The 20,086-nt window shown below is 68.5% G+C and carries 22 protein-coding genes; 4 read left to right on the top strand and 18 right to left on the bottom strand.

Annotation, left to right across the window (positions count from 1 at the left end):
* Window positions 1–178: 178 nt before the first annotated feature.
* From ACQFZP_RS15675 to ACQFZP_RS15665, 3 genes are all read right to left on the bottom strand, one after another.
* On the bottom strand, window positions 179–1,087 hold the full coding sequence (locus ACQFZP_RS15675; RefSeq protein ID WP_211891978.1) for a hypothetical protein: 909 nt from the start codon (window positions 1,085–1,087) through the stop codon (window positions 179–181).
* Between the two features lie 198 nt (window positions 1,088–1,285).
* Window positions 1,286–2,164: an endo alpha-1,4 polygalactosaminidase gene (locus ACQFZP_RS15670; RefSeq protein WP_211891977.1), complete on the bottom strand. Its 879-nt coding sequence runs from the start codon at window positions 2,162–2,164 to the stop codon at window positions 1,286–1,288.
* A 51-nt stretch (window positions 2,165–2,215) separates the two neighbouring features.
* Window positions 2,216–3,904: a helix-turn-helix transcriptional regulator gene (locus ACQFZP_RS15665; RefSeq protein WP_211891976.1), complete on the bottom strand. Its 1,689-nt coding sequence runs from the start codon at window positions 3,902–3,904 to the stop codon at window positions 2,216–2,218.
* Window positions 3,905–4,222: 318 nt separating this feature from the next.
* Between ACQFZP_RS15665 and ACQFZP_RS15660 the strand changes: the two genes are divergently transcribed.
* Window positions 4,223–4,819: a hypothetical protein gene (locus ACQFZP_RS15660; RefSeq protein ID WP_211891975.1), complete on the top strand. Its 597-nt coding sequence runs from the start codon at window positions 4,223–4,225 to the stop codon at window positions 4,817–4,819.
* 197 nt (window positions 4,820–5,016) lie between these two features.
* Window positions 5,017–5,361 (top strand): hypothetical protein, encoded by a 345-nt coding sequence (locus ACQFZP_RS15655; RefSeq protein ID WP_211891974.1) that lies wholly within the window; start codon window positions 5,017–5,019, stop codon window positions 5,359–5,361.
* Between the two features lies 1 nt (window position 5,362).
* Here ACQFZP_RS15655 and ACQFZP_RS15650 read toward each other — a convergent pair whose 3' ends face one another.
* The 8 genes from ACQFZP_RS15650 to ACQFZP_RS15615 all read right to left on the bottom strand — a co-directional run bounded on the left by ACQFZP_RS15650 (window position 5,363) and on the right by ACQFZP_RS15615 (window position 12,260).
* Window positions 5,363–5,719 carry a hypothetical protein gene (locus ACQFZP_RS15650; RefSeq protein WP_211891973.1) on the bottom strand — a complete coding sequence of 119 codons (357 nt, stop codon included), beginning with the start codon at window positions 5,717–5,719 and terminating at the stop codon, window positions 5,363–5,365.
* Window positions 5,720–6,238: 519 nt separating this feature from the next.
* Window positions 6,239–7,318, bottom strand: coding sequence for a YihY/virulence factor BrkB family protein (locus ACQFZP_RS15645; RefSeq protein WP_211891972.1), 1,080 nt, complete (start codon window positions 7,316–7,318; stop codon window positions 6,239–6,241).
* 139 nt (window positions 7,319–7,457) lie between these two features.
* Window positions 7,458–8,105, bottom strand: a complete 648-nt coding sequence (locus ACQFZP_RS15640) for a DUF3618 domain-containing protein (protein ID WP_211891971.1) — start codon at window positions 8,103–8,105, stop codon at window positions 7,458–7,460.
* Window positions 8,102–8,533 (bottom strand): phage holin family protein, encoded by a 432-nt coding sequence (locus tag ACQFZP_RS15635; protein WP_211891970.1) that lies wholly within the window; start codon window positions 8,531–8,533, stop codon window positions 8,102–8,104. Before ACQFZP_RS15635 ends, ACQFZP_RS15640 begins: the two co-directional genes overlap by 4 nt.
* 11 nt (window positions 8,534–8,544) lie before the next feature.
* The gene (locus tag ACQFZP_RS15630) at window positions 8,545–9,507 is read right to left on the bottom strand and encodes a hypothetical protein (RefSeq protein WP_211891969.1); all 963 of its coding nucleotides are present in this window, start codon (window positions 9,505–9,507) and stop codon (window positions 8,545–8,547) included.
* 45 nt (window positions 9,508–9,552) lie between these two features.
* Entirely contained in the window at window positions 9,553–10,434 is an 882-nt protein-coding gene (locus ACQFZP_RS15625; RefSeq protein ID WP_211891968.1) for a manganese catalase family protein, read from the bottom strand.
* Window positions 10,435–10,812: 378 nt separating this feature from the next.
* Complete coding sequence (locus tag ACQFZP_RS15620; RefSeq protein ID WP_104310983.1) at window positions 10,813–10,998, bottom strand: hypothetical protein; 186 nt, start codon at window positions 10,996–10,998, stop codon at window positions 10,813–10,815.
* 74 nt (window positions 10,999–11,072) lie between these two features.
* A complete protein-coding gene (locus tag ACQFZP_RS15615) occupies window positions 11,073–12,260 on the bottom strand; it encodes an ATP-grasp fold amidoligase family protein (protein ID WP_249312597.1) in 1,188 nt (395 codons plus the stop codon).
* 243 nt (window positions 12,261–12,503) lie between these two features.
* Between ACQFZP_RS15615 and ACQFZP_RS15610 the strand changes: the two genes are divergently transcribed.
* On the top strand, window positions 12,504–12,836 hold the full coding sequence (locus ACQFZP_RS15610; RefSeq protein ID WP_104310562.1) for a hypothetical protein: 333 nt from the start codon (window positions 12,504–12,506) through the stop codon (window positions 12,834–12,836).
* 76 nt (window positions 12,837–12,912) lie between these two features.
* Here ACQFZP_RS15610 and ACQFZP_RS15605 read toward each other — a convergent pair whose 3' ends face one another.
* Both ACQFZP_RS15605 and ACQFZP_RS15600 read right to left on the bottom strand, forming a co-directional pair.
* Window positions 12,913–13,257, bottom strand: a complete 345-nt coding sequence (locus ACQFZP_RS15605) for a hypothetical protein (protein ID WP_211891967.1) — start codon at window positions 13,255–13,257, stop codon at window positions 12,913–12,915.
* A 227-nt stretch (window positions 13,258–13,484) separates the two neighbouring features.
* Entirely contained in the window at window positions 13,485–15,032 is a 1,548-nt protein-coding gene (locus ACQFZP_RS15600) for an FAD-dependent oxidoreductase (RefSeq protein ID WP_211891966.1), read from the bottom strand.
* Between the two features lie 134 nt (window positions 15,033–15,166).
* Between ACQFZP_RS15600 and ACQFZP_RS15595 the strand changes: the two genes are divergently transcribed.
* Window positions 15,167–15,427 (top strand): hypothetical protein, encoded by a 261-nt coding sequence (locus ACQFZP_RS15595; RefSeq protein WP_104310559.1) that lies wholly within the window; start codon window positions 15,167–15,169, stop codon window positions 15,425–15,427.
* A 21-nt stretch (window positions 15,428–15,448) separates the two neighbouring features.
* Here the strand turns inward: ACQFZP_RS15595 and ACQFZP_RS15590 are convergent, their stop codons facing one another.
* Genes ACQFZP_RS15590 through ACQFZP_RS15570 form a run of 5 tightly spaced genes read right to left on the bottom strand, consistent with a single transcriptional unit; the run spans window position 15,449 to window position 20,070 of the window.
* Window positions 15,449–16,312: a fumarylacetoacetate hydrolase family protein gene (locus ACQFZP_RS15590; protein ID WP_211891965.1), complete on the bottom strand. Its 864-nt coding sequence runs from the start codon at window positions 16,310–16,312 to the stop codon at window positions 15,449–15,451.
* Between the two features lie 28 nt (window positions 16,313–16,340).
* Window positions 16,341–17,510, bottom strand: a complete 1,170-nt coding sequence (locus ACQFZP_RS15585) for a glycoside hydrolase family 88 protein (RefSeq protein WP_211891964.1) — start codon at window positions 17,508–17,510, stop codon at window positions 16,341–16,343.
* 32 nt (window positions 17,511–17,542) lie between these two features.
* Complete coding sequence (locus tag ACQFZP_RS15580; RefSeq protein WP_211891963.1) at window positions 17,543–18,205, bottom strand: ferredoxin-NADPH reductase; 663 nt, start codon at window positions 18,203–18,205, stop codon at window positions 17,543–17,545.
* A gap of 3 nt (window positions 18,206–18,208) precedes the next feature.
* Window positions 18,209–19,123 (bottom strand): carbohydrate ABC transporter permease, encoded by a 915-nt coding sequence (locus ACQFZP_RS15575; RefSeq protein WP_211891962.1) that lies wholly within the window; start codon window positions 19,121–19,123, stop codon window positions 18,209–18,211.
* Window positions 19,123–20,070 (bottom strand): carbohydrate ABC transporter permease, encoded by a 948-nt coding sequence (locus ACQFZP_RS15570; protein WP_211891961.1) that lies wholly within the window; start codon window positions 20,068–20,070, stop codon window positions 19,123–19,125. The genes ACQFZP_RS15575 and ACQFZP_RS15570 overlap by 1 nt, the downstream gene beginning before the upstream one ends.
* Between the last annotated feature and the right edge of the window lie 16 nt (window positions 20,071–20,086).

Here is a 20,086-nt window from a genome sequence, read left to right as displayed (position 1 = left end):
GGGAGCCTTCAGTTTATGTTGGAACTCAACAAGACAACAAATAGGAGAAGTGAATTCTTCGTTTCGAGTCACGAATTGAATGATGTCTGGCCCTGAATCGGCGTTGAGCCTGATCCGCTTCATCAGAAGGCCGGTGCCGTCGGCACCCGAAGCATGGGGACCGACGGCCAACGAAGACTTAGCAGAGACGCGCGCCGCGATCGACCGTGAAGCCCGTGACGAAGATCGTCTGGTTGTTGTCGGTGTTGCTCGACGGCGTTCCAGGCGTCACGAGATACCCGCGGTTCCGGTAGCGGATACGGATCGTCCGGAGCGGGCCTGCTGCGATGACCGCGAGGTTGCCGGCGTTCGTCGCCTCGGAGATGTTGCCATCGACATTGCGGTAGTAGGGGTCAGCGGCCGTACCTGCCCCGACGATGCTGGTGTTGGGCTGTGCCGTGTTTCGGACCACAGGAACGCCGACACCGGCTGCGTTGGTGGCCACGACGGTGACACCATCGGCGAAGTCGCGGGTCGTGGCGTTCCACTGACGATCAATGTCGCTCACTGCGAAGCGAACGTTCGAGACGTCTTCGTTGAAGTTGATGACGACGTCCTGGTAGTCGTTCACCGTGACGGCACCGACGCCCGGGGTCGCGGGAGTCGCAGTGATGCGCTGCGCGATCGTGTAACCGGGCTGACCAGTGCCGCCGACGTTGCCGATGCCGTTCCCACCAGGAGTGGTGCGGGTCGCGTTCTGCGCGAGCACATTGACCGTGCCAGACGTCGTGACGTTCGCGGACCGCGCGTTGCCAGCGAAGCTGTGCGTCACCGAGACGTTCATGGCCGCCAGCGCGGGCGCGGTCTGCGCGGTCTGGGTGAACACGAACGATCGCGTGATCGTTGCGTTGGTGTTCTCAGCCGGGATCGGGCCGGTCGCGTTGGTGTTCAGCCAGTTGAGGGAGACATTCTGCGCAGAGCAGCGCGAGGCGGCGGCGAACGGCGTCGCGGCGGCCACGGCGATGACCGGCGCCGACCACGCGGCGGCGGTCAGCACGGTGCGGCGGCTCGAGGTGGTGGCGGTCTCGGGAGAAAGATCGTCGTTCATGGGTCCATTCCGGGTGCTGCTCGCGCGCGCAGTCGACCCAGGCACGACGAAGCGCCCGGGTCGACTGCGTCGTCGCGAGAGACGGCATCAGAGTCGACGCCATCTGGGGGGTGCGATCAGACTAGTGCGCGCCAGAATGGTTTCGGTAGTTAAGTGAAGTAAATAGTCAGTGAACCGGGTCGGAAGGCGTCGGCCCATTCAGCACTGCTGGTAGAAGTGCCCCTCAGCGCCGGCCCCGACGAGGTCCCGGTCGCGGATGATCGTGAGCGGCGCCCGATCCGGGTCGCCGCACACCGCATCCGTCGAGATCACTGCTGCGGCGCCCGCCGCCGGCAGATTGTCGAGGTACTCGATCTGCAGCACGTGCTCGCCGTATGCCGTGGAGTAGGTGCCGCACTCCCCGTACGCGCTGCATTCTTCCGTGACGGCGAAGTCGAAGCCGAGCTCGTCGCGCCCGCGGTCGGCGAGCTCGGCGCTGTTCTTCTGCCCGATCGCGAGACCGGATGCGTGTGCCGCGTCGACGTAGGCGCGCGCGAGCTGCAGCGCGCCGGCTTCGTCGATGCCGTCGAACCGCGTGTACGTGTCGAGGTTGTCGATCTCGACGGCGTCAAAGCCCGCCTCCGCGCATCCGGCGATGACGGGTTCGATCACCGCGAGGATCCCGTCGCGCTGACCGCTCGTGGACGGGTCGAGGATGTACTCGTCCGGCCAGTCCGGATCGATGACCGGCTCACCGCTGGTGTCGCGCAGCAGCAGCTCGCCGCGCTCCCCCAGCCACGCCTCCACCTCCCCCGGCTGGGTCTGGAAGCCGTTCACGTAGCAGATGTTGTAAGAGCCTGACTCTGGCGTCGCCGTCGCATCGCGGGCGACGACGTCGATGCCACCGTCGATCGCGTACGGCTCCCCCAGCTGGTAGTCGAACGTGCCCGACGTGGGCGGCAGCACGACGTCAGCGTTCCCCTCCGAGCCAGGCTCGCCGCTCGTCAGCCCATCGGACGCGCATCCCGCGAGCGCCGCAGAGACGAGGGTCGCCACGCCTGCGACGAGGACGACGGCACGTGCGCGGGAGATTCGCATGGCAACATCATGCGGCACCGCGAGGCGAGCATCCTGCAGGGCAGCGGCGGCTCACAGCCCGACGTCGGACCACAGGCCCGGGTTGCGTCGCCCCACCTTGATGGCGTCGTCGCGGGAGGAGACGCCGAGCTTCTTGAAGAGCGTTCGCAGCTGCGACTTGATGGTGTTGGGTGACACGTGCTCGATGGCGGCGATGTCGTTGAGCTTCCTGGACTGGAGCAGGTGGCGGAGCACGACGCGTTCGCGCTCGGTGAGGCGGATGTCCGACACCGCGGCCTGCGCGGTCGTGTGGAGCTCACCGACCAGCGCCCGCCTCGCTTCGCGAACCTTGAGTCGCACGCCGCTGCTCGCGCACAGGGCTTCGTAGTCCTCGTCACTGAAGCGCATCAGCACCCCGTTGAATCCCTGTTCGGCGACCATCGTGGTCAGGGTCCGGAACAGTTCCGCGGCCCTCGCTTTCGCTCCGGCACTGAGGTGGATGATCGTGGCGGCTGCCAGCAGCTCCATGCCGACCCGCAGGCTGCGCTCGTCGGCCGGGACAGACTCCATGACGGCGACCGCTTGCACGTGCTCACCGGCCCGCACCAGCCGCCAGATGCGCGCGATCAACGCGGCCTGCCGGTGAAGCTCGCTGTCGCCGGCGTCGAGCGCCGCGATCGCCTCCGTGGCTCCGCGCACGTCGCGCAACGCGATGCGGATGCCGACGTCGGAGAAGCTGAGCGCCCACCCGTTCAGCCCGTCCTCGACGAGATGGGCTGGGCGGGCTCGCACCGCGGCGCGGTTGCGCAGCGACTGCGCGAGCGGGTCGCCGCTCAGCACCTCCATGCGCGATGCGACACCGAGGCGCAGCGCCCACTGCTCGGGGGCGACCTCATCGCCGGGGTCCTTCGCCAGCCAGGCCCGCGCCTCCTCGACGTTCAACTCATCGATCGCGATGTTCGCCGCGGCCAGCGCACCCATGACGGTCACCGCGTCGCCAGGGCCGCCGTCGAACTCGCCCGGCCCCTCGAATCCGCCGTTCAGCGCGGTCGGCTGGCGCCGCAGCCACGAACGGGCCAGCACGAGGTCTCCCGTGAGGCTGTGGATGAGCGCGATCGACCCGGCCGCCGCGGTCGCCATCCGGTCGCTGTCGAACGCGACGGCGTCAGCGTAGGCGGCCTCGAACTCGGTCAGCGCGGCGCGGATGTCGCCCGCGAAGAGAAGGCTCGTCGCCCACTGGATGCGCAACCCGGGAAGGAGGGGACGCAAGGTCTTCATCTCGGCCGGCGACGCCTGCTTGACCGCCTCGATCGCGGTCTCGGCGATCGTCGCGGCGCTCGGGAAATGCCCCTTTCCCCGTTCGTGCGCCGTCTGGCCCGTGAACTGCGCCAGGTCGTCGATGAGCTCGCCCGCGTCGTTCGGCTGCGCCGCCTCGAAATCGAAACGCGCCGGGCGCACGCGCCCGTCGTCGGGCGCGAAGTTCAGGTACTGCCGTGCTGCAGCCCAGCGCGACTTCGCCTCCAGCACGGCATCTGGCAGCGCGTTCACCACCTCCCGCATCGCGGCGCGTGAAGTGCGCAGCAGCGAGGACCAATGCTGCTCGAGAAGCTGCGTGACCGCGTCCCAGTCTCCGCGGGCCTGCGCCTCGACGATCCGCTCGATGGGCGCTGGCGCCGGAACTACCTCGCGAGACCGCGGCCGATCGTGGGCGCGCTGGCCAGCGCCGTTCATCGGCAGGAACACGGGTGCGGTATCGGTCAACGGTCACTCATCTCGTGGAAGCTCACGCCCTCTTCCTCTGAAATCTCTCGGCAGCGGGGTCTGGGCGCCGGCTGGCTCGCTGCGCTGCACGGGAAGCGCCAGGCGTCGGAGAGCCGAGGGCGAGAGTACCCCGGCACCCCGGGGTGATTCCTGAGCAGATCGACGATCAAACTACATGTATTTGCATCAGTTGTAGATGCAAGCATATGCTTATGAACGTCGTTCATTTTTTGCTGCCAACTGATCCCGCGCAACGGTCTCTTGATCGCCGGCGAGTGCCCCCCATGGACGGCCGCCACGTCAATCAGAGGAGCCCTCATGTCATCCGCCACCCCCACCCCAGAACTCAACCGCCGCGCACTGCTCACGGCAGCCGCCTGGTCAGCACCCGTCATCGCGGTCGCTGTCGCGGCACCGCTCGCCGCAGCTTCCCAGGAGCTGGAGAAGGGTCTTCAGGGGTGGGTCGCGGTGACGACGACGCAGACCACGCAGTGGTCCCAGGGGTTCGCCCCGCGCCCGGTCACGACCAACCACCTGACCATCGACGGCAGCGGCACCCCTCCAGAGCGCGGCCTGTGGGTGACGGGAACGAGCGCGCGCTCGAAGCTCGCGAACGCGAGCATCACGTTCTACAGCGACGCGAACGTCACCTGGACCCCCATGAGGGGCAACTCCGGAGCGTGGTCGACACCCACCCGCACGGGCACGACTCGCATCGACGGCGTCACCTGCTCCGTCTACGTGACCACCTATCAGCGGCCGATCACCGCGACCTCGACGCAGACGAACCTCGACAACCAGCTCATGTTCCGCGCAGTCGAGAACACGGGCAGGGCACGCGTCTGGGCGCGTCGCTCCATCACCGTCGACGGACAAGAGGTCGCGTTCACGCGCGGCCCGATCGCCGTCGGCTGACGGTGCGCACCCGAACGCCTGCGTGGTGAAGAACGGGGTGAATTCGACCCGATGCGGCACTGAAACCGGCTGCTCACAGCGGCGAGTCCCCTAGCGTGCGAACAGGATGCCCCTGCCCAGCGGGCCGGCCGCGACCACCCGCGGATCACATACCCAGAAGCAAGCGCTCGCCGTGACGAGCGACGGAAGGCACTGAGATGGACCACGATTCCGAGTACGGAGCCGCTGCGATCACCGAGCAGAGCTCGAGCCTGCAGGTTCCGGAGCAGGCTATCCGCGCCATGCACGTGCAGCTCGACGCCGTGCTGGCGCAGCACGCGACCTCGGATCCCGTCACCAACGAGCTGGCGTTCCAGCTCGCCCTCGAGCCGTTCGGCGCCCCGGCCACGGAACTCGACGAGAGCATCGAGGACAGTCACATCCTCGGCGCCGCCCTGCTGAACCAGAGCTGGCTCGCGGGTCAGCTCGCGCAGGCCACGGGCACCGACCTCGAGACCGTCATCAGCAACCTGCGCGACTACATCGGTCACATCGAGCGGTAGCTCAGCAGGCGGCGTTGAAGCTCATGCTGCTGAGGAAGAGGCCTTGGAAGTCCTGATTCTGCACGGGCGGAGTTCGCCCCGTCAGCGAGTAGTAGTGCAGCGTGAAACTGGTCACCGACCCCGAGAACGCCACGTCGTTGACGGTGTCCGCCGGGGTGACCGGCAACGTTCCGACATTGAACTTGTTCGCGAACCATGGATTCGCTGCCGTGCCATCACCCGTGACGTCGGCACCCTGCGATGCCGAGCGGAAGTTGTTCGCACCAGTGATGTAGGCCGCGTCCCTGAAGAGGATGCCCGCGGCCCCGTCTCCGTTGCCACTCGTGAAGCCACCGAGGCTGAATTTCAGGTTGCGCACCGGTCGGGCGAACGTGACCTGCAGGGTCTGCCCCCCGCACCCCGGGTGCCTGCGCGGCTTCCGAGCGCAGATACTGCTGCAGCTGCAGGTATCCCGACCCGCCAACCGCACGAGCCGTGAGATTGCTTGCCGTGATCAGCTCGTATCCCGTGTTCGGCACGAGTTGCGACGAGAACGAGACGAGCAGACGACTTGCGCACGCCGCACCGCCGCCACCTGTGATGACGACGTTCGCCGTGCCACTGGCCGATGACGCCGTCGCACCGGTAGCGCGCACGAAGCGGCCCGCGCTCGTCGAGTCGAAGAGGACCGCGCCCGTGAAGACGGCCGAAGCGACGGCTGTCGGGACCGCGGCGGCAGCCGCGATGACGGGCATACTCCACGCGGCAGCCGAGAGCAGACGGCGTCGGCTAGGGATTTCGGACGGCGCGCGGTGGGACACGGGAGTTTCTTCCTGGTCTGAGGCGAACAGCCGCCGAGGAACGGAGCTCGAAGGCGCGGGGGCACCTTCCGACGAGACTACCGGCCCTCAGCGCGCTCGTCACCGTGCTGCAGGCGGATCTGTCGCCCCTCGGCGACATCCTGCTCCTCCTTCGCCGCGGCCTTGTCGCTCCGTTTCGTGTCGCGCGGCGGGAGCTGCAGCGTCTCCTCCGCCGCGATGCCCGCCTGCAGCTGACGTCCGCGCTCGAGCTCAGCATCGAACTCGGCACCGAACAGCAGCGCGTTGTTCGCGATCCAGATCCAGAGCAGGAAGATGATCACACCCGCAAGCGACCCGTACGTCTTGTCGTAGTTGGAGAAGTTCGCGACGTAGAACCCGAACCCGACCGTGGCGATCGCCAGCACGACGATCGCGAGGAACGCGCCCATGCTCATCCACCGGAACTTGGGCTGCTTCGCGTTGGGGGTCGCGTAGTAGAGCACCGCGACGACGAGGATGATCACGAACGCCAGCACGGGCCACTTCGCGATCGACCAGACGGTCGTGACGGTCTCGCCCAGGCCGAGCGCGCCGCCGATCGCCTCGGTGACCGGACCGGAGATGACCAGGATGACGCCGGCGATCGCGACGAGCACGATGGCGATGAGCGTCACGAGCAGCTGCTGCGGCTTCAGCTTCCAGAACGGCCGCCCCTCCTCGATCTCGTAGATGCGGTTCATGCCGCGACTGAACGCGCCAACGTAACCGGACGCCGACCAGATCGCGACGAGGAGACCGGACACGAGCGCGAACCCGGCGGCCGGCGACGACGCGAACTGCTCGATGGGGCCGCGGATCACGTCGGACGCGCCACCCGGAGCCGCCTCGTCGACGATGCCGAGGATCGCATCCGCCGCCGCCTGGCCCTGGCCGATGACGCCCAGCAGCGAGAACACGGCGATGAGCGCCGGGAACAGTGCCAGCACGAAGTAGTAGGTGAGCGACGCCGCGATGTCGGTGCACTGGTCGGACGAGAACTCGCGGATCGTCTTCGTGAAGACGTACTTCCACGACCGCTTCTTGATGTCGGTCGGCGAGTCCGGCTTGCGCGCGTCGTCCGGGTCGGGCGCGCCCTGTTTCTCATTGGTGGATGCTGCGGTCGAGTTCGACGTGGCCATCTCCGTGTTCCTCTGCTCTGCTCTGGTGCAACTGCTGGTGGGAAATGACAGCGGGCCGCGCATCGATCGGGGGTGGATGCGCGGCCCGCTGCCGGTTGGACGCCAAGGAGGTCCTCGGCTGGTTGTGGGGGTCAGCGCATCAGGAGCCAGCGCCCTGCACGTTGTCGCGCGCGTCCTGGGCCGAGCCCTGGACGCGCTCGGCGGACGACGTGGCGTCGGACTTCACCGTGTCAGCGGCAGACTGCGCGTCGCCCCTCACCGTGTCGGCCGCAGACTGCGCGTCCGTCCTCACGTGCTCGGCCGCGTCCATCGCGGTCTCTCGGACGACACCGACGGCGTCGGTTGCGGGCTGCTTCAGCTCCTGCGCGACGTCCTGAGCCGCACCCTTGACCTCGTCGACGAGCGGCTGCGCGGCGTCCTTCGCCTTCGAGGCCGCCTCCTTCTCGGGCTCGCTGGCGGGGATCAGGGAGGAGACGAGCAGGCCCAGGCCGAACGCCACGAGGCCGACGGCGAGCGGGTTGCCCTTCGCCTTGCGCACGGCGGCGCGCTTGGCGTCGGTGACCCCGTCGCCCGCCGACGACGTCGCGCCGTGCAGCGAGTCGGCCGCGTCGTCGCGGGCGCCCATGATGGAGTCGCGCACCGAGCCGAGCTTGTCCTTCACCTTCTCCGTCTGCCGGTCGACGATGTTGGACGGCGTGACCTTGTCTGCGAGCGCATCCACGTCGGAGCCGAGGGTGCTGCGGGTGCGCTCGATGTCAGCGCGGATCTGGTCTGGGTCAGTGCTCATCGGTGATCTCCGTTCGGGTTGAGCGTGTCTGGGATCTCTTTGATGGTGGCGACCGTCTGCGGGGCGCCTTCGACGTCCTTGAGCTTGCTGCGGCCCACTGCGAAGAGGATCGCGGCGACGATGGCGTAGACGACGGCCACGACGACCGCCGACCAGGCGTTGCCGATGAGATAGCCGAGGCCCCACCAGGCGGCGATCGACAGGAACAGCAACGCCATGATGCCCGCGTAGCCGGCGCCGCCGAGAAGGCCCGCGCCCTTGCCGGTCTTCTTCGCCGTGTCGGTGAGCTCGGCCTTCGCGAGCGCCACCTCTTGGCGCATGAGCGTCGAGATGTCGGTGCTGACGCGGCCGAGCAGGTCACCCAGCGACATGTCAGACGCGTTCTGTGGCGGATGCTGCGGCGGGGGTGCCGGGTATTCGCTGGTCATGGGAGGCCCCCTCAGAATCCGGTTCCGCGGTTCGGAACGCCGTCGATGCCAGGGCCGGGGAGGCCCGTCCGCTCACCGAGCGAGACCTCGTCGATGGGGCCAGGCGAGACGGTCGTGGACTCCGTCTGCACGTTGTTCGCGATCCGCTCCCCCTCCGTGCCGCTCTCTCGGCCGGTGACCGACGAGGCCGCTCGAGACGAGTCTGCGGACGCGCTGCGCCCGGTCAGCTCGTCCACCTTGTCGTCCTTCGCGGCCTCCGCGATCGACCGGGTGAGGCGCCCCGCGACGAGGCCCGTGACGGCGGCGATCGCGATGAACGCGAGCGGCTTGCGACGCGCGAACGAGCGCACGTCGTCGAGCACACCGCTCGGGTTGCGGTCCCCGAGCCACGCCCCCACCGCACCGGTGGTGTCCGCGGCGCGGCGCACGAGCTCGGTGGCGAGGCCGTCACCCTCCGAGTTGCTGACCATGTTGCGGAACTCTCCGCTCAGCGACTTGAGCCCCGTCGCCGCGCGCTCCTGCTGTTGCGTGGCCTGCGAGTTCAGCTGATGCATCGACTCCGAGTAGAGGGAGGCGAGCTGGCTCTTCGCCTCGCCAGCGACGTTGCGTGCCTCTTCCTTCGCGGTCCCGGCAACGTTCCGGGCCTCCTCCTTTGCGGTCCCTGCGACGTCCCGTGCTTCGTCTCTCGCGGTACCCGCGACGTTCCTCGCCTCGTCCGTCGCGGTGTCCTTCAGCTGGGAGGCCTGCTCCTTGGCAGCATCCGTTCGCGAGTCGCCACCGGCGGGCTGACCGCCACCCGCGGGCTGGCCGCCACCGGCGCTGGCGCCAGCGCTTGCGGGTGAGAACGTCACGTCCTCGGTGACGCCCGGTTCGAAGACGGTGCCGTCCTCGTGAACCTGCGGGGAGCTCTCGGGAGGGAGGGCGCCTCCGCGCCGGGGCGTGTCCGGGACGGTGAATGGTGTGTCGTTCGACATGGTGTTCCTTTCAGTGCGTTCGTCGTACGGACCGGATGGCGATCATCACTTCTTGCTGAAGGTGTCCTTGACCACCCCGGCGACCTTCTCCATCGTGTTCGGCATCGGCGTCGTGCCGTAGAAGCGCTCGTCAGGCACGGTCGGTGGCGGCATCGGCACGCTGGTCGTCGGGCCGTCGTGGTACGTGAACTCGCCCTTCCCATCCGGGGTCGGACCGCTCGCCCACGAGCCCTCGCTGGCCGCCGCGCCGTCGGAGAAGTTGAGGTACTGGTACGACACGTCGCGCTCCTCCTTCTTGATCGGGAAGTTGCTCGGCACCGGCAGGTCCTCCTTGCCCTCGGCCCGCAGCTCGTTCGCCGCTGCGATCCACTGGTTCTGATGCATGGTGTCGCGGGCGAGCAGGAACGAGAGCATGTCCCGCACACCGGGGTCGTCGGTCATGTTGTAGAGACGCGCGACCTGCACGCGGCCCTGCATCTCCGCGTTCGCGTTGGCCGTGAAGTCGGCGAGCAGGTTGCCGCTCGCCGTGATGTAGGACCCCTGCCACGGGTTGCCGTTGCTGTCGACGGGGCGCGCACCGGCGCCAGCGACGATGGCCTGCTGGATGTCGGTGCCACCGACGACTGCGCCGAGCACCGGATCCGCCTTGATGGCCGCTTCGGACTGCTCGATGGGCGCTTTCTCCAGCAGCTGCGCGATCATGATCGCGATCATCTCGACGTGACCGAACTCCTCGGCACCGATGCCGTAGAGCAGGTCGCGGTACTTGCCGGGCTCGTGGGCGTTCCACGCCTGGAACCCGTACTGCATGGCCACGGTGATCTCACCGTACTGGCCGCCGAGGATCTCCTGCATCCGCTTCGCCAGGACCGCGTCGGGCTTCGACGGGCTGGCCTTGAACTGCAATTCCTGCTTGTGAAAGAACATGACTTCCTCGCACTCGGGGGACGTTGGTGTTCGCTCGCTCGAAGACGAAGGGGACGAGCGGCACGTCCAACGCTGGCGCGACTTGTGGACCCCAAGAACGGGCTTGAACCTCCAGCAACCTGCTGTTACCCCTCCAGGGCAGGGTCGGAAAATCCCAGGTTGGGTACGCTTTCGCTTTTTCGGAGTGGAGCCTGAAAACGACGTGTGAATAGTGTTCGCAGGATTCCCGCGGACAGGATGCGTACGGTCGCAAGATTGCCGATCGCCGTTGCCCGGCAGCCGCGACGCACGTCACACAACAACGGGCCGGGCATGACGAAGGGCCGGCCGTCAGCCTCAGCTGACAACCGGCCCTTCGTCGCGTGAAGTGGGTTGCGGCTACTCCGAGCGCGACCCGTCGGCGCTGGCGCCGCCCGCACCGACGCTGCCCTCGTTCGAGGTCAGGGGCTGGTCCGTGCCGAGGGCCTCATCTATCGCGCCGTCGGCGGTCGCGCCGCCTGCGCCGACGCTGCCTTCCTCGGGGCCGTCGAGATCATGCGAGTCGTGAACTTCTGCGTTCGACATCGTGGTCCTTTCTGCGCGGCAACCGCCGCGGTGCTGTGGAGGTCGAGAGCGCCCGGCCGGGAGCCGCGCGCACCTCACACTCCCCCGCGCATCCTGCGATCGCCTGGGTGCCACCCGGACGCACGCTGATTCACCGGCACGCACCTGAGTGCTCGACTGCCCCGCCGCCCGCCCGCCGTCCTGCGACAGATGTGGGCCTTGGACCGCTGAATGTGCGCAGCGTGGTGAGCAAGGCCCAGGTCTGCGGATGGGTCTGCAGCAGACCTGGGGGTTGTGCACGCCTCCGCGCGAGCTGCGGTGCGCAAGGCCCAGGTCTGCGCGCGGGCGGGCGGGCGGGCGGTGCGCCTCAGCGGTAGTGGCGGGAACCGCCAGGGTTCTCCGAAGGCCGTGTTCCAGCTTTCGGGCTCGAAGGGGCTGTCGCCACCGGCCGGGTAGTTCGTCAGCTCGCCGAAGATGACTCGATCCGGCAGGTGGTACAGGTCGACGCGCACGAAGTCGGTCTCCGCACCGAGCCTGGCTGCGATCTCGAGCATCTCGTCGAGACGAGCCGGTCGAGGCGGAGTCGGCGTCCGCCAGGGCAGACCGCCCGACATGTCGAGGTGCGTCCAATCAGGTCGGAAGAAATCCTGCGTCCGCTCGCCGAACCGCCCGCCGTCGACCTGCACGAAGTGGACCACCCCGTGGAACACGAAGAACTTGAAGTCCTCCGGCACCGCGCCGTCCTCGCCGACGAGATACTCCTCGACCAGCACGCGGCGCGGCATCCGCCCGTACACCCACTCCTTGTTGGGGCCCTGGCCGTACAGCTTCGACACCCACCCCTCGCTGATGGCCGCGAGGTGCTCACGGTTCGCGTGCTCCGGCCGCACGTGCGCGTACACCCACCCCCACCTGACTTCCGGCAGCCGCGCCTCCGCCGGCGCTGCGGGCGAGATGACGACCACCGCGCCCGAACCGTGGGTCGGCTTCACAACGTACGACTCCGGCAGCTCGAGGGCCTCCAGCTCGCGAGGGTCGTCGAGCACCCCGTAGGCCTCGGGCAGGTAGCGCGCGCCCACGGTCGCCTCCACGTACCCGCGCACGGCGGCCTTGTCCGCGAACGTCACGATCAGCGGCCGCCGATCGCGCAGCATCTTGTACCGCACCTTGTCGGTGAACGTGACCGGGCTCGAGGTGCGGGCGAGACGCCACAGGCGCACAAGGCGACTGCGCTCGCGCCATCGACGGAACCAGCGTCGCCAGGGGGTGATCGGTGCGGGCATCCGCCTAGTGTGCCGCGCATCTCGCGGTCAACCGCGTCGCGCCCTCCCTTCGGACCGAATTGCCCAAGGGGCTTGCGCAAATTCCTCCGTTCAGCTAGCGACAACACTCCTGGCAGCAAAATGCCTGGTCATGGTGGTGCGCTCGCCGGAGCAGCTGTCACCCTCGGTCGAAAACCCGAAAATCTCCAAGCTCCTCCCAGACCGCCCCGTCACGCTTTTCAGGAACGGCAGAGGAGCTCCCCCATGATTCCCATCTCCGCATTGACCGGATACGAACTCACGCAGACCACGGCAGGCATCGTCGCCCTCGAACGCGAAGGGGCGCCACTCGGATTCATCGTCGATGTCGAGGGCGTGCACGTCGTCCTCCGCGGCGCACGGGTGGACACCGGCGTCGAGATCAGCCAGCACGTGCAGCTCGAGCGGGCGATCGAATCGCTCGTCGCGGCCTGCTGCGAAGGCGAGGCGCAGCTCGCGACCCGGCGCGCCTCGACCGGCGAGAAGCCGTCGACGAGTCGCGCGAGCTCCGTCGTGGCCCGCCGCTCGCGGGCGAAGATCTCCGGGCCCGCGCGCTGACCGAGCGGCTCGGCCGGGCTCGCCACGTCGCACCCGCTCGCTCAGGCCAGCGGGTCCGGGGAGCGCAGTCGGCGCCCTAGGAGAGCCAGACCAGGCTGACGACCACCCAGACGATCAGCAGCGCGATCATCGCACCGGAGGCGAGCAGCGTCGAGATGGTGGCCGTGCGGTTGATGCGCTGCGCCCGCTCCACACGTCCCACCAGGTCCAAAGACATCCGCTGCCCGCTGCGCAACCGCATCGCCGCGGCGACCCAGACGCCGACGACGAACAGCACCGCCACGCTCACCACCGCACCCGTGACCATCAGATCGATGGAAGACGGGAACGCCGCGACCACCGGCGGCTCCGCCGGCAGCGCCAGGGGCAACGGCAGCGCGCTCGCGTCGAACGCGGGCAGCTGGAAAAGGTGGGAGCGCATAGGACCTGGCTTCGCGTCGGGGGCATCGGGCTGACCTGCTCAGATCACCCCGACGACGGCCCCTGGCCCAGGGGTCCACATCGTGGACGCCCAGTCGGGGGATCGAGCCAGGGGCCGGCGACGGGTGCCTCTAGTCTGCCCCCGCCCAGCAATTGCGCCGTTCTCCTAGCGCGACGAGGCCGACACCGCTACCCTGGCCCGCGTTCCGGATGCTCGGGGATGCGCGGCTACGCCTCGTCGGCGTCGCGAGACGGAAGGTCGGACGTCGCCGGCCCCTCGATCCGCGTTCCATCAGGCGCGAACCGGGACGCGTGCAGCGGGCAATCCCACGAGCAGTCCTCGTCGTTCCACCGCAGCACACCGCCGAGGTGCGTGCAGACCGCCGAGACGGAACGGGTCACCCCGTCGACCGTGCTCACGGCCACCGGCACGCCTCCCGATCGGCCGACGCTCCCCTCCCCCTCCGCCGGATGCGCCTCCGGCCTGGACAGCTCGGCTCGCGCCCAGTCGCCGACCGCGGTCACCCCGACCTCCGCGCCCCGCGCGACCAGGCCGCCCACCGTGGCAGCGGTCACGCGCCGATCGTAGAGGGTGTGCATCCACTCGTCTCGGCTGTCCAGGATGCGCCCGCGCAGATCGTGGGCGGCGGCGATGCCGTTCGACAGTCCCCACTTGTTGAAGCCGGTGGCGTAGAGGATGCGCGGATGGGCGGGCGTGGCCACGCCCGAGGACGGCGTCATGTCCGGCTCCTCGTAGTCCTGCGCCGACCAGCGGTACTTCTCGGGGCTCACGAGCCCGAACGTCTCCTGGCCCCACTGGCTGAGGCCATCCACGCGCTCGCGGGAGGAGACGCTGGCGCCGACCTTGTGACCGGCCCCGCCGACGACGAGGTGGTGTCGGCCCGCCGTGGTGTACTCGCGCAGCGAGATGGTCTCGCTGTCGAGGCCCAGGTACATGCCCGTGAGCAGCGGCATCCCGGTCTCGAAGCCGAGCGCGTAGGAGCGGTAGGCGGTGAGGGTCGTGAACTCGGCGCTGCGGTCGACGATGGGGAAGCCGGTCCCGATGATGACGTGCGCGCCGCGCACGGAGAGGTCGCGGCCGGCGCGGCTCGCGTGCACGTCGACGTGCGTGCGGTGGTGGTCGACGCCCGTGACTCGCGTGCTGAGGGAGAGGTGCACGCCGAGCTCGATGGCCCGTTCGAGGAGCGCGAGGATGAGCTCGTAGGGGTTGAGCTGCAGGCCGCCGTCGAGGGTGATGGCGTCGAGGATCTCGAACGGCAGCTCCGCCGCGACCTGGTCGCCGATGGGGAGACGCAGCGCTTCGGCGGCCTCTCGCTGCTTCCCGACCTGCTTCGCGCCCTGCTCGGTGCGGGCGAAGAGGATGGAGGTGCGCTCCTGCATCGGCACGTGCCGCTCGGCGCAGAACGCCCTCGCCCAGTCGATGGCTGCGATGTTGCCGTGCACGTACGCGGCCGCGACCTCGTCGCCCCGCCTGCTGCGCAGCGATGCCAGTGTCTGGCCGTGCAGGAGCGACAGCTTGCCCGTGCTGTTGACGGTGGCCGATGCGCGGAGGTCGTGGGCCTCGAGCACCCCGACCCGAAGGCCAGATTCGGCGAGCAGCACGGCGCTCGTGAGCCCCGTTATCCCAGCGCCGACGACGAGTACGTCGTAGGCGTCGTCGGCTTCCACGCTCAGTGCTTCGGGGTGCTCGGTCGTCCGCTGCCCGAGGGCTGTCCAGATGCCGTGCCGGTCAGAGTCGTGCTTCGCTGCGCTCATGACGCCAACGCTAGGAAGCCAACCCGAGTTTCCCGTCAGTATTGACTCCTGGCGGATGAGGACGGTGAGAACGAGCGCACGTCACCGTGTCAAGGGGGAACGAACTTCCCAGCTGGCTTGTCTTGACTGGACGCATGACACCAACAGCCAAGACCCTACGGACTGCCTTCGCCGCCTCCGCGGCACTCGCTGCTTCTCTCCTCCTGGCCGGTTGCGGTGGCGACGAGGTCGTCCAGAGCCCGATCTCCCCCGACACCGGGGTGCCGACATCGACGACCGAGGAGACCGCGGACGAGGACGACACGATGACGGTCTCCCCCGATCCCGAGGAGACGGAGTCGACGACCGACTCGCCGACCCCGTCGGAGACGATGAGCCCGACGCCGACCCCGTAGCTCTCGAGACGGCCGGAGCGCTCAGTCCGCCGTGCGGAAGCGCGTCGTCAGCTCGCCGATGCCGGCCACGCGGATGAGCACCGAGTCGCCGTCGACGAGCGGGCGGTGCTCGCGCAGCGCATCCTCGAGCTTCTGCGGCGAACCCGTCGCGATGACGTCACCCGGCTGGAGGGTGATGGACTGCGACACGTAGGAGACGATCTCCGCGAACGGGAAGATGAGCGTCGACGTGCTCTGCGAGACGGTCGTCTTCCCGTCGCGGACCACCTCGACGAGCAGATTCGCGGGGTCCGCGATCTCGTCGGCCGTCACGACGGCTGGCCCGAGAGGGGCGAAGCCGTCGAAGCACTTGCCGAGCGTCCACTGGCTCGTGCGGTTCTGCCAGTCGCGGGCAGACACGTCGTTGACCAGCGTGTAGCCGGCGACGTGGTCGAGGGCGTCCTCCGCGGAGACGGCGTGCGCCGTGCGCCCGATGACGACCCCGATCTCGCCCTCGTAGTCGACGTCGTCGCTCTGCGGCGGCAGGACCACAGCATCGTCCGGCCCCAACGTCGTGTTGGCGGTCTTCACGAACACGTCCGGATGCTCCGGGTCGGGCTGTCCTTCTCCGCCTGCGACCACGTGGCCGCGGTAGTTGTAGCCGATGCACAGCAGCACGCGGGGTGTGATCGGCGCCAGCAGGCGCTCGCCATCGCGAGCAGGGAGGCTGGCTGGGTCCGCCGCGTCGACCACGGCACGTGCATCCGCCAGCGCCCCCTCATCGGTGAGCAGCTCGAGCGTCGAGGCGGCGACGCCCGACAGGTCGACCAGCAGGTCGCCCTCGCCCGAGTCGACGAGCGCTGCGGGCACGCTGACACCAGCGCGGTCCCAGTTGACGATCCTCATGCGCAGACTCCTTCGCCCATGACGCCGCTCACCAGTAGCGCTTCCAGTCGGGGCGGGAGGCGCGGGTCAGCGCCTCGAGGTAGAAGTAGTCGCCCCAGAGGGTGCCCTCGTCGACGCCGACGAGCTTCGGCAGGTCGTAGACACCGTGCAGGAGGAGCGCGTCCGACGATTCGGGCGGCTGCGGGGTGGCCTCGGCGATGAGCGCGTCGATCTGCGCGTGCGCCGCCTGCAGCGCCCGGGCCGAGCGCTCGGGGTCGGGCTCGACGGCGGCGAGCTCGAAGAACCCGCATGCGGCGATCGCGGCGGCCGAGCTGTCGCGGGGCGCATCGCTGCCCTCGGTGTACACGAGGTCCCAGTACGGGATGCCGTCGCTCGGCAGGTGCGCCAGGTAGTAGTCGGCGCACCGCCAGGCAGCCTCGAGCTGCCGCGGGTCGCCGACCGTCTGCGAGTTGAGCGCGAAGCCGTAGATGCCCCAGGCCTCGCCGCGCGCCCAGCAGGACTCGTCGAACGCGCCCTGCTCGGTGCCGCCGCGCAGGGGCTCGCCGGTCTCCGCATCCCAGTAGAAGGTGTGGAAGGTCGAGTCGTCTGCACGGAAGATCTGCGTGCGCAGCTGCTCCGTGTGCCGGCGCACCGCATCCGCATACCGGGGGTCGCCCGTCTGCTCGCCCACCCAGCTGAGCAGGGGCATGTTCATGAGGCTGTCGATGATGGCGCGGCCGCGCTGCGCGGGGTCGCTGAGGTCGCCCCAGGCCTGCAGGATGCCGGCCGGCTCGAGGAAGCGCGTCATGAGGCGCTCGCCGGCCTTGATGCCTGCCGTGCGCCAGCGCTCGTCGCCAGTCTGCTTCCACGCCGTGACGACGGAGAGCGAGTAGAGGAAGCCGAGGTCGTGCGTCTCCAGGTCCTCGTCGCCGTAGAGGCGGCGCTCGAAGTCGGCGGCGTGCGCGAGCGCGGCCTCGTGGAAGACCGCGTCGCCCGTGACGTCGCCGGCGAGCCACATCATGCCCGGCCAGAAGCTGGTGGTCCAGCCGCGGTTGGCGCCTTCCGCGAAGGTGTCGGTGGCGGGGCGAAGCAGGTACCTGTTGTCGCTGGTCGTGTCGTCCGGGTAGGCGGCACCGAACGCTTCGATATTGCGTCGAACGGTGTCGGTGGCCGCTGCCAGCGCGTTCTCCACGGTCGTGGATGCGGGCGCGAAAGTCATGGGTGTTCCTTCGTGAGAGTTCGGGAGGTCAGTCAGGCCGCGACGCGCGCGGGTGCCTGCTGCAGGGTGAAGCGGCCGCCAGCCCAGACGACGTAGAGGCAGGCGGCGGTGGTGATGCCGATGGCGATGGCCGGGGCCGCCGTGAGCACGGCGGCCTGGACGCCGACGATCGCGAACGAGGCGAAGGTCAGCGGCCAGCGGCGCACGGCGAGGATGAGGGATGCGCGCGCCAGCACGAGCAGGCGCGTGTCCTCGGCCTGCGTGATGGCCACGAGCGTCACGGCTGCGGTCGCGAGCGTCAGGATCGCGACGACGACGAGCAGGGGCACGAGGAGGACGCCGATGCCCGTCGGCACGAGCACGAACACATCCACGAGCGCGACCGTGACCACGGCGGACGTGACCGCCGAGATCACGAGCGCCCGCTTCCAGGTGCGGCGCACCCCGCTGATGAAGGCGCGGATCACATCCGTGTCCCCCTCCGCGTGCGCACGGAAGGTCGCGAACGCACCCGCGATGCCCGGCCCCGTGAGCGCCGCGCTCGCCGCGAGCAGCGGCCACGACAGCGATGGGTCGGTGGTCACGAGCAGCACGAGGAACGGCAGGCTCATGACCGCGAGCAGCAGGTTGACGGCGAGCGCCAGGTAGGTGACGTTGAACGCCGTCGCGTAGACGCCGTGCGAGATGCGCTTCATGGCCTAGCCCTTCATTCCACTGGTCGCGATGCCCTCGACGAAGTACCGCTGGCCGAGGAGGAACACGATCGCGATGGGCAGCACCGAGATGGTGAGGCCCGCGAAGAGCACGCCGTAGTCGACGTCGTAGAGGCTGGAGACGAAGTTCTTGAGGCCCAGCTGCATGGTCCAGAGGCTCGGGTCGCGCAGGTAGATGAGCGGTCCGAGGTAGTCGTTCCAGGTGTTGACGAACGTCAGCAGCGAGAGGCTCGCGATGGCCGGGACCGACAGTGGCAGCATGATGCGCCGCCAGATGCCGTACTCGCTGAGCCCGTCGAGGCGGGCCGCCTCGGAGAGCTCCATGGGGATGGTCTCGTAGAACTGCTTCATGAGGAACACACCGAAGGCGCCGAACGCCTGCAGCAGGATGATCGCCCAGAGGGTGTTCGAGAGGTTCGCGTTGGACAGCAGGATGAACTGCGGGATCATGTACGACTGCCACGGCACGGCGATCGTTCCGACGTAGAGGAGGAAGAGCACGTCGCGGCCGGGGAACTTGACGCGAGAGAAGCCGTAGGCGGCGAAGGAGCCGGTGAGCACCTGCAGGGCCGTGACGGTGACCGAGAGGATGAGCGTGTTGCCGATCCAGGTCATGATGTCCGACTTGGTCCAGATGTCGACGTAGTTCTGCCAGACGAAGACCTCGGGGATCCACTGCACCGGCACCGAGAAGACCGCGTTGGCCTCCTTGAGGGAGCTCATGATCATCCAGAAGAACGGCGTGAGCATCGCTGCCGCGGCGACGATGAGGATCACGTAGAGGAGCGCGCGACCGAGCTTGTGCTCCTTCTTGCCAGCGGGCTTCGCGGGCTCGACGTGGTCGGTCGAGAGGGGGGTCGTGGTCTCCTCGGGGAGGACGACTGCCATGGTCTGGGACATCAGCTGTCCTTCCGCTTGTTCCACATGAACTGGATGATCGTGACGACGATGCAGAGCAGGAACAGCACGACGGAGGCCGCTGACGCGTATCCGAACTCGTTCTCCTCGAAGCCCTTGCGGTAGATGAACTGGGAGATGACGGTCGTCGACTGGCCCGGCCCGCCCTCGGTGAGCACGAGGATGAGGTCGAAGATCTTCAGCGAGTTGATCGTCAGCATGACGGTGACGAAGAACATCGTCGGGCGCAGGCAGGGCAGCGTCACGTTCCAGAAGCGCTGCCACGCGTTCGCGCCGTCGACGCGTGCGGCCTCGTGCAGCTCGGGCGGCACCGTCTGCAGGGCCGCGAGGAAGAGCACCATGTAGTAGCCCATGTCGCGCCACGTGCTGATGATGACCACGGCGGGCATCGCCCACTCGGTCGAGGTGAGCCAGCCTGGCGGGTTGTCGATGCCGATGAGGCGCAGGCCCTCGTTGATGGGGCCGAAGTCCGGGCTGAAGAGCAGGTTCCAGACGAGCGCGATCGCGACGATCGACGTGATGTAGGGGAAGAACGCGGCCGTGCGGAAGAACGCGACGCCGCGGAGCTTGTTGTTGAGCAGCAGCGCGAGCCCGAGCGAAACGACGATCGTGAGCGGGATGTGCAGCACCGAGTAGTAGATGGTGTTGCCGAACGCGACCTGGAAGCTGCCGTCGCCCAGGAGGCGGGTGAAGTTGTCGAAGCCGACGAACGTCGAGGTGCCGAAGATGTTCCAGTTCGTGAGAGACATGTAGAACAGCACGATGACGGGCACGAGCGTCAGCGTCGCGAAGCCGAGGAAGTTCGGCAGGATGAAGCTCCAGCCGACAAGCGAGCGCTTGAGCCGTGAGCGGTTGCGCAGCTTGCGCGCCTCGGGCGACAGGCCCTCAGGCGCGGCCTTCGGCTGCGCCGGTTCCGTTGTGGTGGTCATGATTCTCCTGGAGAGA

This window comes from Pseudoclavibacter sp. Marseille-Q434 (assembly GCF_050315415.1).
Classification (GTDB): domain Bacteria; phylum Actinomycetota; class Actinomycetes; order Actinomycetales; family Microbacteriaceae; genus Pseudoclavibacter.
The sequence above is the reverse complement of the archived record's forward strand: the minus strand, read 5'-3'. Positions and strand labels throughout refer to the sequence as shown.